The 13,174-nt window shown below is 72.0% G+C and carries 10 protein-coding genes; 6 read left to right on the top strand and 4 right to left on the bottom strand.

Annotated features, from left to right (window positions below; all coding sequences use genetic code 11):
- Positions 1 to 35: 35 nt before the first annotated feature.
- Together Apa02nite_RS02140 and Apa02nite_RS02135 are read right to left on the bottom strand one after the other, a co-directional pair.
- Positions 36 to 4,343: a PDDEXK-like endonuclease domain-containing protein gene (locus Apa02nite_RS02140; protein ID WP_239164061.1), complete on the bottom strand. Its 4,308-nt coding sequence runs from the start codon at positions 4,341 to 4,343 to the stop codon at positions 36 to 38.
- Positions 4,344 to 4,431: 88 nt separating this feature from the next.
- A complete protein-coding gene (locus Apa02nite_RS02135; RefSeq protein ID WP_203823573.1) occupies positions 4,432 to 6,453 on the bottom strand; it encodes a hypothetical protein in 2,022 nt (673 codons plus the stop codon).
- Positions 6,454 to 7,128: 675 nt separating this feature from the next.
- Between Apa02nite_RS02135 and Apa02nite_RS02130 the strand changes: the two genes are divergently transcribed.
- Both Apa02nite_RS02130 and Apa02nite_RS02125 read left to right on the top strand, forming a co-directional pair.
- Positions 7,129 to 8,841 (top strand): proline-rich domain-containing protein, encoded by a 1,713-nt coding sequence (locus tag Apa02nite_RS02130; RefSeq protein WP_203823572.1) that lies wholly within the window; start codon positions 7,129 to 7,131, stop codon positions 8,839 to 8,841.
- A gap of 61 nt (positions 8,842 to 8,902) precedes the next feature.
- Positions 8,903 to 9,526 (top strand): hypothetical protein, encoded by a 624-nt coding sequence (locus Apa02nite_RS02125; protein WP_203823571.1) that lies wholly within the window; start codon positions 8,903 to 8,905, stop codon positions 9,524 to 9,526.
- Positions 9,527 to 9,536: 10 nt separating this feature from the next.
- Here the strand turns inward: Apa02nite_RS02125 and Apa02nite_RS02120 are convergent, their stop codons facing one another.
- Both Apa02nite_RS02120 and Apa02nite_RS02115 read right to left on the bottom strand, forming a co-directional pair.
- Positions 9,537 to 9,893, bottom strand: coding sequence for a nucleotide pyrophosphohydrolase (locus Apa02nite_RS02120; protein WP_373872805.1), 357 nt, complete (start codon positions 9,891 to 9,893; stop codon positions 9,537 to 9,539).
- 60 nt (positions 9,894 to 9,953) lie between these two features.
- Positions 9,954 to 10,304, bottom strand: a complete 351-nt coding sequence (locus Apa02nite_RS02115; protein WP_239164060.1) for a hypothetical protein — start codon at positions 10,302 to 10,304, stop codon at positions 9,954 to 9,956.
- Between the two features lie 58 nt (positions 10,305 to 10,362).
- On the opposite strand from Apa02nite_RS02115, the gene Apa02nite_RS02110 reads away from it, so the two are divergent.
- The 4 genes from Apa02nite_RS02110 (at position 10,363) to Apa02nite_RS02095 (ending at position 13,171) form a co-directional block, all read left to right on the top strand.
- Entirely contained in the window at positions 10,363 to 10,824 is a 462-nt protein-coding gene (locus Apa02nite_RS02110; RefSeq protein WP_067697838.1) for a DUF4334 domain-containing protein, read from the top strand.
- Position 10,825: 1 nt separating this feature from the next.
- Entirely contained in the window at positions 10,826 to 11,878 is a 1,053-nt protein-coding gene (locus Apa02nite_RS02105) for an NAD(P)-dependent alcohol dehydrogenase (protein WP_203823570.1), read from the top strand.
- 79 nt (positions 11,879 to 11,957) lie between these two features.
- Positions 11,958 to 12,416 (top strand): Asp23/Gls24 family envelope stress response protein, encoded by a 459-nt coding sequence (locus Apa02nite_RS02100; RefSeq protein WP_067697842.1) that lies wholly within the window; start codon positions 11,958 to 11,960, stop codon positions 12,414 to 12,416.
- Complete coding sequence (locus tag Apa02nite_RS02095) at positions 12,416 to 13,171, top strand: nucleotidyltransferase domain-containing protein (RefSeq protein ID WP_203823569.1); 756 nt, start codon at positions 12,416 to 12,418, stop codon at positions 13,169 to 13,171. Before Apa02nite_RS02100 ends, Apa02nite_RS02095 begins: the two co-directional genes overlap by 1 nt.
- Positions 13,172 to 13,174 lie beyond the last annotated feature (3 nt).

Raw genomic sequence — 13,174 nt, 5'->3', positions numbered from 1 at the left:
TCTGGCGGCCCGCGTGCGGGCCGTACAGGTGTTACTTAACGTACGCGCTGGTCGGCCGTTGACGTGCTAAAAGGGACGATAGCTACCCCACCCATCTCCTCGATCCGCCGCCACAACGGCGCGAGCGCCTTCTCCGGGTCACGGCTGAAGACACTGCCCCTGATCCGTACGAAAACGCAGTTGCCCACCCGCTCCAGCAGCGCCTGGCGCCGGATGTCGTCCTCCCAGCGGTCCGGCCCGTGATACGCGTCTCCGTCGCACTCGATCGCCAGCCGCCGCCCGTCACCCGTCGGGAGGACGAAGTCGATCCGATAGCTGCCGATCTTGAACTGGGGCAGCGGCCGCAGCCCGCGCAGCAGCATCCGTTTCAGCACCGCCCGCTCGAAGTCGCTGTCACAGCGCTGTTCCAGGTCGCCGTACGACTCGGTCGCCGTCCCCACGTTCTGGCAGTACGTCAGCAGCTGCCCGCGCGCGTCGTCGCCCGGCACGTCACCGGGCTGGAACGAGTGGAACACCCACAGCTGGTCGCGGGCCCGGGACGCCGCCACGTTGATCCGCCGGTGGTAGTCGCGCTTGGTGAACGCCGCGATCCGCCCGTCGTTCGCGGACACCACCGTCGACAGCAGCACCACGTCCCGCTCGTCGCCCTGGAACGTGTACGAGTCGCCGACCCGCAGCCGCCGCCGCTCCATCTCCTCCAGCCCGATCGTGGCCTGCAGCCGTTGCAGGAGATACATCCCCTGGTCGCTGCCGCTGAGCAGGCTGATCACGCCGAGGCTCTTCCCGTCGTACGCCGGATCCTCGACGATCGTCTGGACCTGGGTCAGCAACCTTTCCGCCTCCGCGACATTGACGTCGCCGAAGGCGGCGATCGCCTGCCGCGTCCCGTCCGGTACGTGCACCGCGCGCACCGGCTCACCGATCCCGGCCGGTCGATCGGTGCGCAACGGTTCGATCCGGTGTTCGTAGTAGGTGGCGCTGGAGAACTCGATGATCTGCGGCACGCAGCGGAAGTGCTCGGTCAGCAGGATCCGCTCGGAGCGGCGCACCGCGTGGTCGTAGAGGCTGCCCTCCGGGTCGAACTGGTTCGCCGACGGCACGTCCGGCAGGTGCGCCTCGATCAGGCCCTGCACGTCGCCGAGGAACGTCAGTTGCGGGCCGATCTGCTGGTCGTCGCCGACCACCACGGCGCGTTCGGCCAGGCTCAGCACCGGCAGCGCGAACATGTCGGCCTGCGACGCCTCGTCCACGATGATCACGTCGAAGCGCGCGCCGCCGGCGAACTGCTCGATCGCCCGGTCGATCGACATGACCCAGACCGGCACGGCGTCGACCGCCGCCGACATCTGCCGCTGCGCCTCGGCCTGCCAGTGCGAGGCCTTCTTCCCGGTACCCTTGCCGATCTTGCGGAGCGAGGTGGCCCAGTCGGCGAGCGCCGCGCGTTTCCGGTCGTCGAGCGCGCGGGAGACGGCCAGCCACGTGGACGCGACGACCAGCTCGTGGGTGAGCTGCCGGATCGCCTGCCGGGCCCGCTCCACCCGCCGGCCCAGCGTCTCGACGTCCAGGTCGCCGATCACCTCGTCGAACCAGGTCTGCGCCTGCCGCCACCGCCATCGTTGCAGGCAGTCGGCTCCGCTGCCGTGCAGGGCGGCCGCGGTTCCCGCGCCGATCTCCGCGGTCCAGGTCGGCGCCGCGGCGCCGAGCCGCGCGGAGAATTCCGTGTACGCCAGCGCGTCCGGGCGCAGCGCGGCCAGCCGGCGGATCTCCGCGCACGTGCCGTCCCAACCGGCCAGGTCGGCGTCCTGCCACTGCATGTCGAGCAGCCGCCACAGGTCGCTGGCGTCGGGCTGCGACATGCCGTCCTGCAGGTAGGCCACGATCCGCTGATCCGTCTCGGTCAGGTGATCGTGCTCGAACAGCACCGCGACCCGGCCCAGCAGCTCGGCCGCCTGCGCCAGCACCGCGCTCTCGGCCCGGGGCTCCAGCTGAGGCAGCACCAGCCGCAACTCGTCGTAGAGCGCGGGCCACTCGTCGTGGTCCCACCGCACCGCGATCCGGGCCTGCTCGATCAGCCCGCTCGCCCACAGCTCCGGGAACCCGGTGAACTGATCGGCCGGGATGTGCAGCCACTGCGCCCAGTCGGTCCACCGCCCGGCCAGCTGGCTCCGGACCTGGACCCGGGTCACGTAGGCGATCACCAGAACGACGTCGTCGGCGGTGCGCAACGGCTCGCCGTCCACCAGGCACTCCGCGGCGAGCCGGGCCAGCCCGCTCTGGAAGACCCGGCTCACCCCCTTGCCGGCGGCGAACCGCTGCCGCAGCTCGGCCAACTCGGCCTGCAACTGCCGGGGCTGCCCGAGGTGGCTGTCCGGAACGGTCACGGTGTGCCCGCCGATCGCGCCGGCGGCCTCGGCCAGCTGCACCAGCGCGGCCTGGCACCCGGCGACGTGCTGCTGCCACTGCTGTGCCCACTGCGGGTCGGCCAGCTGCCGCCCGAGCCGGTCCACCCACGCGCCCTCGCGCCGCCGCAACAGCCCCACGGTGTCGTGCAACCGCCGGGTGAGCTGCGACAACCCGTCCGGACCGGACCGACGGACCGCGGCGAGGTGCACCCCGGCGTCCGCCAGCGCCGCGAGGTCCGCGGCAAGTGCCGCCTGCCGGCGCCGATTCGCGAGCATCGCCGCTGCTTGCGGCAGTTCCGCGGCCGGCGGCAGATGTCTTTTCGCTTGTACGCGGTCAGCCGGATCCAGCGTCGCCGCCAGCCGCAGCAACTGCGCGAACTCGTCGGCGCTCAGCGGCGGCGGCTGATCCTCCGGTACGGCGTCCGGGATGTCGCCGAACGCGGCCTCCCGCGCCACCAGCCACTCACCCACGTCCGCGGGGCTCAGCGGGGCGCCGTCGATGCGGTAGGTGCGCGCGTCGTTCTCGGCGATCGACCGCAACGCCGCGAGCGCCCGGCCCAGCTCCCGCTCGGTCTCCTCCACCTGACCGGTCAGCGCGTCGATCCGCTGCTGCTCCCGGTGCTGGTCCAGCGTCGCCGCCCGGTCGGACAGCTCCCGGGCCGCGTGCTGCAACTGGGTCAGCTGGTCGGCGGAGCGGCCCAGCACGGCGAGGCACAGCGCCCGGATCTCGGCCGGCAGCCCGTCGCGCAGCACCCGCAGCGGATCCTCCTTCTGCGCCACCACCAGGACCCGCTTGCCGTGCGCCATCAGGTGCGAGATCAGGTTCCGGATGGTGTGCGTCTTGCCGGTGCCGGGCGGACCCTGCACCGCGACGTTCCGGTTGCCGGCCAGCCGGCGCGCGATCGACTCCTGCGCCTCGTTCGTCGGCAGCGGCATCAGCAGCCGCCCACCGACCGGTTTCCAGCGTTCCGGCTCGTCGCCGGGCATCGCCAACCGGCTCGGTTCGTGCGCGACGATCGAGGCCAGCGCGCCGACGCTGTTCAGGTCACCGGCCGCGAGCCGGTCCCGCAGCTGCTCCAGGAAGCGCCGCAGCATCCGCTGCCGGGGGCGGACGAACAGCACCCCGGTGTCGTGCACGTGCGGCCCGTCGACGGCCGGCCCGGTGGCGTCGCGCAGCACCGGGTCGTGGCCCAGCCGGCGCAGCGCCCGCTCGAACAGCTCCCGGCGCTCCAGGTCGTCCCAGAGGTCGACGCTGACCAGGCCGCCGTCGCCGAGCGCGAGCAGCTGGCGCAGGTGCCGGTCGTCGATGCCGATCAGCGCGTCGGTCTGCAGCCGGGGCGGCCCCTGCGGCGACACGCTGACCACCGAGAGGTCCGCGTCGTAGTCGATTGTCACCGGCGTGACCAGCAGCGGATAGGCGACCCGCTGATCGGCGACGGTCAGGTGGACGACCCCGTGCCCCCAGACGAGTTCCTCGGCCGCGGTGTTCATGTCCAGCCGGCTGCGCATCTCGCTCAGCCGGGCGTGCAGCTCCCGGGTCGCGTCCACCGGCCGGGTCTCGGCCGCCCACGGCCGCCAGACCCGCTCACGCCACTCCGCGACCTCGGTCTCCAGTGCGGCGGCCCGGTCCGGGTCCACGCCGGGCGGCGCCCGGAAGACCGGCTCCTGATCCGCGACGACCGGCTCCCGCAGCGCCTCGGCGAGGCGCCGGGGCGGTTCCAGCGCCCGCACCTTCGGCGGCCGTCCGACCTGCAGCCAGGCGGCCTCGTCGCCCTGCGGCCCGAGCCGGCACTGCGGATGCGCGGGCAGCTGGTGCTGCCACACCCGGGCCTCGGCCGGCACGGTCCGGGTCGGCTTCTCCATCTGCGCCCGCACCGCGAGGAGATATTCGGTCAGGCTCGCGGCCCGGGTACGGATGGTGCCGGGTTCCTCGTGCAGCACCGAGGCAGTTCTCCTTCAGCCGGACCGGGGATCGAGCACGGACCCCCTACACGCTAGGTGGTCGTGTCGATGCGGTCCGTGCCGGGTCTCAGGCGCAGCCGGGGAAGTCCTTCTTGGCCCAGCGCTGGGTGCCGGTCTGGTTCGTCACCACGACCTCGTCGGCGCGGTTGCCGTTGCCGGAGCACCAGACCGGTTTGACGTAGCTGTCGAAATGGTCGCGGGCGGCCACGTAGGTGTACCCGGCCGAGGGATCCACATAGAGCAGCACGGTCCGGGTACCGGTGGCCTTCTCGAGGTCCTTCAGCGCGCTTTCCAGATTGGCGGACACCGCGTCGCCGCTGACCGATCTGAGCTGCACGGTGGAGGTGCGCGGGCCGCTGCGCACGACGAGGCCGGAATCCGATCCGATCGTCAGCTTCGCGGCCGGGTCCTCGCGCAGCATCCCGGCGGCGATCTGCAATTCCCGGCGGTGCCCGATCTGCTCGTTCACCGGCGTTGCGGGTGTTCCGGTGTCGTACTCGAAAATCAGGTCCGGCAGTTTCGTGTACAGGATTTCCGGGTTCGTCAGCCGGGTGGAGCGGACCAGCTCGCCGACCTCCGGCAGCGCGCCCGCGGTGACGACGTCCTCCATCGCCGCTATCGCTTTGGCGGCGTCGAATCCGCGTGCGCGGCGCATGGCGTCCAGCGCGAAGAGCACCGTCTCGGTCGGTGCCGGGCCCAGGGCGCCGAGGACTTTCGAGCGGCCCGGGACGATGCCGTTCTCCTGCAGCCGGCGCATCAGTCCGAGGGTCGAGCCGTGCAGTTCCCGGTTGAACACCTGCGCCTGATAGTCGGCGGTGACGTTCTTGTTGGTCGGCGCCGGATTCGGGAAACTCATCGCCGGTGTGGTCGCCGATTTCCCGGGTGCGATGGAACCGAGGTTCTTGACCTGGGTCTGCGTCATCCCGGGCGCCACCGAGGCGATCACCGAGGCGTCGCCGGCCGCCGTGCCGGTGTTGCGCACCGTCACTGACCAGGTGCAGGTCACCGTGCGGCAGGTGGTGGCCCGGACGGTCGTGTCGAAGGCGGGCCGTTTCGCCGGCACCTTGCCGATCGGTACCGACTCCTGCGGGGTGCGGGGCTGGCGGGCATTCTCCGGTGTCGGATTCACCAGCACGCTCACATAGGACGGGGTCACCAGCGGCCGGGATTCCAGGCCCAGCGGCGTGCCGAGCGGGGTGCCGTCCTGCATCGGGCCGCCGAACCACACCAGTCGATGCGGTTCCGCGCTGCTGACCATTGCGGTCCAGCCGTTGCGGCGCAATCCGACCACCGAGGTGCCGGCGACGGTTTCCGCGTCGGTGACCGGGGTGCCGCCGTCGCCCATCCAGTCGAGCATTCCGGCCAGGGCGGCCGGTGCCAGCTTGCTGTCGTCGACCGGGAACGGGGGTTCGTCCGGTCGTACCCAAAGGTCGGTGACGATGCCGGTGCGGGCCGGGTCGCGACGGGACCACCAGGCGCTGTCACCGCGTACCGCAATGGTGTCGCCGGAGGCGTGATAATCCGCTTTCCCGCCGCCCGCGTCGGTCAGCGTGCCTATCGCGAATCCGTCTTTCGTGACCGTCAGGTCGCCGGTGACATCAACGCCGGCCTGGTCGAAGAAACTCACCTCGAGCGACGCGGTGTCCCGGTCGCGCAGCGCCGTCGCGGCCTGCGCGGCGGCCGCCGCGGAATCCGGCGTCGTGGCCGGCCGGGTCTGCAAATAGAAAAGGCCGAGAGTGGCGGCGAGCGCCAAAGCCAACGCGACGCCGATCAGCAGGCCAGCTCCGCGGGGCGACCTTTCGGCCGCGCGTTTCTCCTCGGGTACGACAGGAGCCGCCGCCGGTCCGTGCCCGATCGCCGACGGCGCGGGCGGTGCCCCGCCGGGTGTCGCTCGTGCGGGTTGCGGGGGAGCGGGCGGCGGGCGCCGGGCGGGGGTGAAGAGCGGCTGGTGCTGCTGCGGCACCGGTGCGGCGGGTGGGGTCACCGGGTCGGGAGCGCGGGGCGGCGGGGCGACCGGTTCCGGGGTGCGCGGCGGGGCGACCGGTTTCCGGGTCTGCGGGCGAACCGGTGTCGCCCACGGGTTGGACATGCGCGGGGTGGCGGGGGATGGCGATTCCCTCGAGACGACCGTCGGTTGTGGTGGCTCGGCGTCGGTGACCTTCGCAGGATCCCCGGCGGGCGGCTGGGGCTCTGCCGAGCGCGCCGGCACCGGCCGGGTGCGGCCCGGCGGCGGTGAATCGGCCGGGCGCGGGGGAGTGGGGTCGGTCCTGCGCGGTGGGCTGTGACCGGGTTTGCGCGCGGGAGCGGGGTCGGTTTTGCGCGGGGGTGTGTCCCACGGGCCGGGGTTGGGTGCCCGTTCCGCGTCGTCGCCCTCCGGATCCATCCACAACCTCCCGGTCCGTGCCCGGACGATCCTAGTGAAGAGAGTCGATAACCGGCGGATCGGAACGACGATTTGGCACGTTCGGCGGCCGGCGGGTGCGAGCCGAAATTCTGTCGCACCCGGACGGTACGCTGCGGTCATGGTCGATGGCTTGCTCGACTCCTAGAGCATCGGCCGCACGTTTTCGAGTCGGGGGATCGCATGACTCAGCCGCCGTCGGGTGGGCAACCGGAGCAGCCGTCGCAGGATGACGGGCAGCCTCCGCAGATGCCGCAGCAACCACAACCTCAGCCGCCGTCACCGACGCCGCCGGTCCCGCAGCAGGGGCCGCCGGTCCCGCAGCAAGGGTCGGCGCCCCCGCCGGAGGGCCGGCCTCAGCCGGTGCCTCCGCCGGAAGGCCAGCCGCAGCAACCGCCGGTCCCGCCGGCGGGCTGGCCCCAGCCGCAGGACCCCTGGCAGCAGCCGCCCGCACCGGCGAGCTGGCAGCAACAGCCACCTCCTCCGGCGGGCTGGCAGCAGCAGCCGCCACCGCCGGAGGGCTGGCAGCAACAGGTGCCACCGCCCGGGTGGCAGCAGCAGCCGGCGCCGCCCGGGTGGCCGCAGCAGGCGGTTCCCCAGCAGGGTGGCTGGCCGCCACAGCCGCCTCAGCAGGGCTGGCAGCCGCCGTTGACGCCACCACCGCCGGTGGTGCCCGCGCCGCCGCGCGAGCCCAAGAAGTCCGACCGGCTCGCGATCGCGGCCGGCAACGCCTCGTTCCTGAGCGTCGGCTACTTCATGGCCCGGCGCGGTGGGTGGGGGTTCCTGACCCTGATCGTCTCGTTCGTCCTGCTGTTCTTCGTCGTGCCGTCGGTGCACACCGTGCTGATCGAGATCGTCGCGGTCCTCTGGTGGCTCGCGCTGATCGTGCACGGCTTCTTCCTGGCCAAGGGCCCGGTCGAGCCGGCCGCCAAGCTCCGCCAGCGGGGGGTGGGCATCGCCGCCGCGGTCGCCGCGCTGCTGGTCCTCGGCCTGCTGCGGGTGCAGGCCGGTGACATCGGCCAGACCGTGGCGGACGCCAAGGCCAGCGGCGACTGCAAGCACGCCATGGACAGCCTCGACAAGGTGTGGCTCGGCCTGCGCATCGCCGACGCGCCGCTGGCGGCCGAGGGTGACGACACCGTCTCCGCGTGCCGGGAGCTGACCGCCGCCGGCACGAAGCTCACCGACGGCCTGTCCGGTGACGTCACCGACCTGAACACCGGCTTCAACCAGATCGGCACGGTGCTCGCCACCCGGCCCGGGCACGAGAAGATGGCCGACGCGGTCGTCGACGGGTTCCTCGCCGGGCTGCCGGTCCAGGATCCCTGCACCACCGTGACGATCACCGACTGGATCACCAAGCGGCCGAAGACCGGCAACACCCTCGACCGGTCCGTCGAGGCGGTGGCCAAGCACGAGCCGGCCGCGCTGCTCGGCTGCGGCGACAAGTACATGGCGGCTGAGCAGTGGACCTCGGCGAAGGCGTCGTACCAGTCGCTGATCCAGGCGTACCCGGCCGACGCGGGCAAGGCCAAGGCCGTCGCCGGGATCGCCAAGGCCGACCTGGCCATCGAGCTGGCCACCGTCCGGGAGAAGCTGGAGGGCACCGGGACGAATTCCCAGCCGGCGTACTGCGGCAGCCCGGCGAAGTACAGCGCGGCCAAGGCGTACGGCAAGGGTGTCAACAAGGCGTTGTTCTTCGGCAACGACACCGAGTCGGGTCGGCTGCCCAAGACCTGGTCGGCCAGTGACGTCACCAATGCGACCCTGGTGGTCTGCATCGGCGACGACACCCGGGGCGCCTCGGTCCAGTCGTGCAGCTACCGGAGCAACTTCGGCACCGGCCCGAGCTACAAGGTGACGTTCCACAAGGTCAAGGTCGCGGTGAAGGCGTACGAGATCCGCACCGGCCGGGTGGTGTTCAACAAGACCATGCAGTTCGGCGGCTCGAGCTGCCCGTCGACGGTGTCGTACACCTCGACGCTCGGCAGCGACCTCGGCCCGCCCAGCCACATGGACGTCAAGGTCAACGCCAAGGACGTGAAGACCCAGTTCCAGAAGTTCGTCGTCAAGTAGCCCAGCGCACAGCGGCGTCACCCGGCCAGGTGGCGCCGCTGTGTCTTGGCAGGATGTGCCGGTGACGCTCACCCCCTGCACCGATCTGTCGGCCGCCCGCTGGCTGATGGACGATCCCCAGCCGTGGGGGTTCCAACTGCTCACCGTCGGCCCGGCCGGCTTCCCGGCGTACGCGCGGCTGCGGTTCCTGCCGGAGCCGGAGTACCCCGGGCCGGACGCGGCCGACGTCGCCGACGAGGTGCCGTCCGAGACTGAGCAGTTGCGGACGGTGCTGACCGTGCTGGCAGGGCACACCACGACGCCGGACGCGTGCTGGTTCGCGCTGTGGGACGGGTGGGGCAGCGACATCCACGGCAGCGCCACCGTGGCGCCGGCGTTCCCGCCCGAGGTGCTCGACGGGCCGAGGCTGCAACTCTGGGGGCGGGCGTACTACCTGTTCTGCGGGGCGCTGACCGACTTCGGGGACTGGGGCGGGGCCGAGATGTGGCCCGGCCAGCCGCGGTTCGCCATGCCCGATCCCGGGTTCATCTGGCCGGCCGACCGTGCGTGGTGCGTCGCCAACGACGTCGACCCGCCGTGGGCCGGCCTCAGCGGCAGCGTCCCGGCCGTCGACGAGGTGGTGGCCCTCGCGGGCGTCGACGTGGTGCGGGTGGACCCGGAGCGGGACCGGCCGGGGGACGGCTGATTCCGTACGGTCAAATTTTGGTGTTGATCTTGTCGGCGGAGCCGCGGGCGGCCTCGACCGTGTAGCGGCGCCCGGCCTCGGCGAGTTTGTCGGTCGCGGCCTCGACCAGGTCGATCCCGAGCACGTCGGCGAGCCGCACCAGGTAGATCGTGACGTCGCCGATCTCCGCGCGCACCCGCGGCCCGAGATCCGGATCGGTCATCACGGTCGCGGACTGCTCGGGCGTCAGCCACTGCAGCTCGGCCAGGAGCTCGCCGACCTCGCCGGCCAGCGCCATCGCCAGGTTCTTCGGCGTGTGGAACTGCTCCCAGTCCCGCTCCCGCGCGAACGCGCGCACCTTTTCGGTCAGCTCAGCGATGCTCGACAAGACGTTTCCCGGCCTCAGGGTCGCGGTGGTGGTCAGCGCGATGGTAGGCGCGGCGACCAGTCAGTCGAGCACCGGGTGGGCGTCCTCGATGCGGCCGGCGCGCAGGTAGATCAGCAGTAACTCCTGGTCACGCTGCGGCAGATCGGCGTAGGCGGCATAGGCCACCTCGCGTGCGTGCGGGGTCTCGGCGGCGAGCAGCCCGATGATCGCCGCCCAGGCGACCGAGACCAGGTGGAACAGCCGGTCCTCGCGCAGCAGCGGCAGCCGGCTCAGCTCGCCCAGCAGGTCGGCGATCTCGTCCCGGCCGGCCCGCGTGATCAGCTCGAGGACGGCGGGGGCGCGCTGCGGGCCGCGGCCGCGGGCCAGCTCGGCCAGCTGCTCGTCCGGCAGTCCCGACAGCGGTTGCGTCACCTCATCGACCTTACGTCCTTCTCTGGAGTCGAGACCTCGTTCGCTCTAGAGTCGAGCGATGGACGCCGATCAAGCCCGGGCCCGGCTCGGGGCTGGTGACAAGTTCACGTTCGACGAGCTGGACGAGATCTGGGCGGCCCTGCCCACCGTCCGTCCCGAGGAGATCCTCGGGGCCTGGCGGGGCAGCGAATTCGTCACCGGGCACCGGTTCGAGGGCACCCTGGCCAGGATCGACTGGTACGGGAAGATCTTCACCTCGCTGACCGACGTGTCCCCGATCGTCTGCCGCCGGCCGGACGGCGCGCTCTACGACAACATCGAGATGGCCAAGGGCCGGGCGAGCCTGTGGACCGTCGAGTTCCGCGGCGAGCCGACGGCGACCATGATCTACGACGGCCAGCCGGTGCTCGACCACTTCAAACGGGCCGGTGAGCACACCCTGCTCGGGGTGATGAACGGCAAGGGCGTCCGCGACCAGGGACGGTACTACTACTTCCGCCTCGACCGCGACCCCGGCTGACGTGCGGATCGAGGCGGCCCTCGTCGAGCAGCCCGGTGGACCGTTCGTGCTGCGGGACGTGGAGATCGCGGAACCGCGGGCGGACGAGATCCTGGTGCGGATCTCCGCGGCCGGGATCTGCCACACCGACCTGATCATGCGGGGCCGCTGGCCGGCCGCGCGGCTGCCGATGGTCTTCGGGCACGAGGGCGCCGGGATCGTCGAGGCGGCCGGCGACGCGGTCGTCACGGTCCGGCCCGGCGATCACGTCTGCCTGAGTTTCCGCAGCTGCGGCACGTGCTCGGAGTGCTCGGCCGGGCAGCCGGCGTACTGCCTGGACAGTGCGGTGAACACGCGAGGGGTCAGCACGACGCTGAGCCGGGCCGGGCGGCCGGTGTTCGGTGGCTTCTTCGGGCAGTCCAGCTTCGCGACGTACGCGATCACGTACCCGAGCAACACCGTACCGATCCCCGCGGACTTTCCCGCCGCGCTCGCCGCGCCGCTCGGGTGCGGGGTGCAGACCGGGGCGGGGACCGTGTTCACCGTCCTCGACCCGTCGCCCGGTGACACCGTGGTGATCTTCGGGGCCGGTGGGGTCGGGCTCAGCGCACTGCTCGCCGCACGCACCCGGGACTGCCGGGTGATCGTGGTCGAGCCGCAGCCCGCGCGACGGGAGCTGGCCCGGGCGCTCGGCGCGGCGGAGACGGTCGAGCCGGGCGTGGAGCTGCGGCAGATCGCCCACCACGCGATCGACACCACCGGGCGGCCGGACACGATCGCCCGGGCGGTGACCGCGCTGCGGCGGCGGGGCACACTCGCCCTCGTCGGCATCGGCGGCAGCGCAAGTGTCGACATCATGACCGTACTGGCCGGTGGTATCCGGATCCGCGGAGTGATCGAGGGGGACGCCGATCCGTTCCGGCTGCTCCCCGAGCTGATCGCGTTGCAGCAGGCCGGGCGGTTCCCGCTGGAACGGCTGGTCACCACGTATCCGTTCGGCGCGATCGAGGCGGCGGCGCAGGACGCCCTCGACGGCCGGACGATCAAGCCGGTGCTGCTGTTCGGCGAGCCGTGATCTCGGACCGAAGCGGATCGATCCCTCTTGTAGGCTCGCCCTCGACACACCGCCGAACGCAAGCCGAGGGATCCAGCCGATGAACGACGAGTCCGGGTTCCACGCGGACCGTACCCAGGAGATCACCCTTCGCGCGACGGCGCAGCCGGTGCCTCCGCAGCACGGCGGGGCCGAGGTGGTCGAGGCGGCCGCCTACCGGGGCGACACCGTCTTCGAGCGCGAGGTGATCGAGAAGCTGGCCGGCGCCGCGGCGCGGTCGGTGCCCGGTGTCGCCGAGCTGGGCGGGGACGTGGCGCGGTTCTTCAACGCCGTGCTCGACAAGGTCGGCCTGGACGAGGTCGGCGACGCCCGCCGCGGCGTGACGGCCAAGGTGGACGGCATCGACGTGGACCTCACCGTGGTGCTCTGCCTGCGGGCCGGCGAGGTGGTCGCCGAGGTGACCAAAGAGGTGCGCAGCCGGGTGATCGAGGCCGTCGAGAAGTACGGCGTGCACGTCAACAACTGCACGGTCAAGGTCGACGACATCCTGATGTCGTAGTGCTCCAGGAGCGGCTCATCGCCCGGGTCCGGGAACTCTGCCGGGAGGACGCCCGGCTGAGCGCGGCGCTGATCTACGGCTCGTTCGTCACCGGGGAGGCCGACGAGCACAGCGACGTCGAGTTCTGGCTGTTCTCCGACGAGCCGGTGGATCCGCTCGCCTGGCTGGACGCGATCGGGCCGGCCCGGCACGTGGTCGTCAACGAGTTCGGCGCGCACGTGGTGTTCTTCCCCGGGCTGGTCAGCGGGGAGTTCCACTTCGCCGGCACTGCGGAGATCGCCTCGGTGGGGACGTGGCCGGCTCGGGGCGCGCCGGCCGAGCACATGGTCGTCGTGGATCGGACCGGGGCGCTGCGGGTGGCTCTCGACTCGCTGCCCGCGGAGCCGGTGCTGCCGGACGACGTGGGGGAGTTGTGCGGGCGGTTCGCGAACTGGCTGGTGCTGGCGTACCGGGTGGCGGCGCGGGGTGAGCTGCTGCGGGCGGTGGACGCGCTGGCGCACGTGCAGCGGCATCTGCTGTGGATGGCCCGGCTGGCGGAGGGGCGTACCCGGCATTGGCTCACGCCGTCCCGGGCCGCGGAGACCGACCTGCCTCCGGACGTGGTGGCTGCCCTGCACCGGGTGACCGCTGATGCCGCATCGGTGACCCCGGCGCTCGCCGCGGCGTGGGTCTGCGGGCGTGGGTACTGGGTGCGGCTGGTGCCGTCCGTACCGGTCGGGCTCTTCGAGGAACTGGACGCGGCATTTTTGTCGTAGGTG

This window comes from Actinoplanes palleronii, from assembly GCF_016862315.1.
Taxonomy (GTDB): Bacteria; Actinomycetota; Actinomycetes; order Mycobacteriales; family Micromonosporaceae; genus Actinoplanes; species Actinoplanes palleronii.
The sequence above is the reverse complement of the archived record's forward strand: the minus strand, read 5'-3'. Positions and strand labels throughout refer to the sequence as shown.

Bases quoted from the DNA above. Each gene is read 5' to 3' on its own strand.
- Apa02nite_RS02135 (WP_203823573.1), bottom strand. From the start codon at position 6,453: ATGTCCAACCCGTGGGCGACACCGGTTCGCCCGCAGACCCGGAAACCG.
- Apa02nite_RS02100 (WP_067697842.1), top strand. From the start codon at position 11,958: ATGAACGACGAGTCCGGGTTCCACGCGGACCGTACCCAGGAGATCACC.
- Apa02nite_RS02110 (WP_067697838.1), top strand. From the start codon at position 10,363: ATGGACGCCGATCAAGCCCGGGCCCGGCTCGGGGCTGGTGACAAGTTC.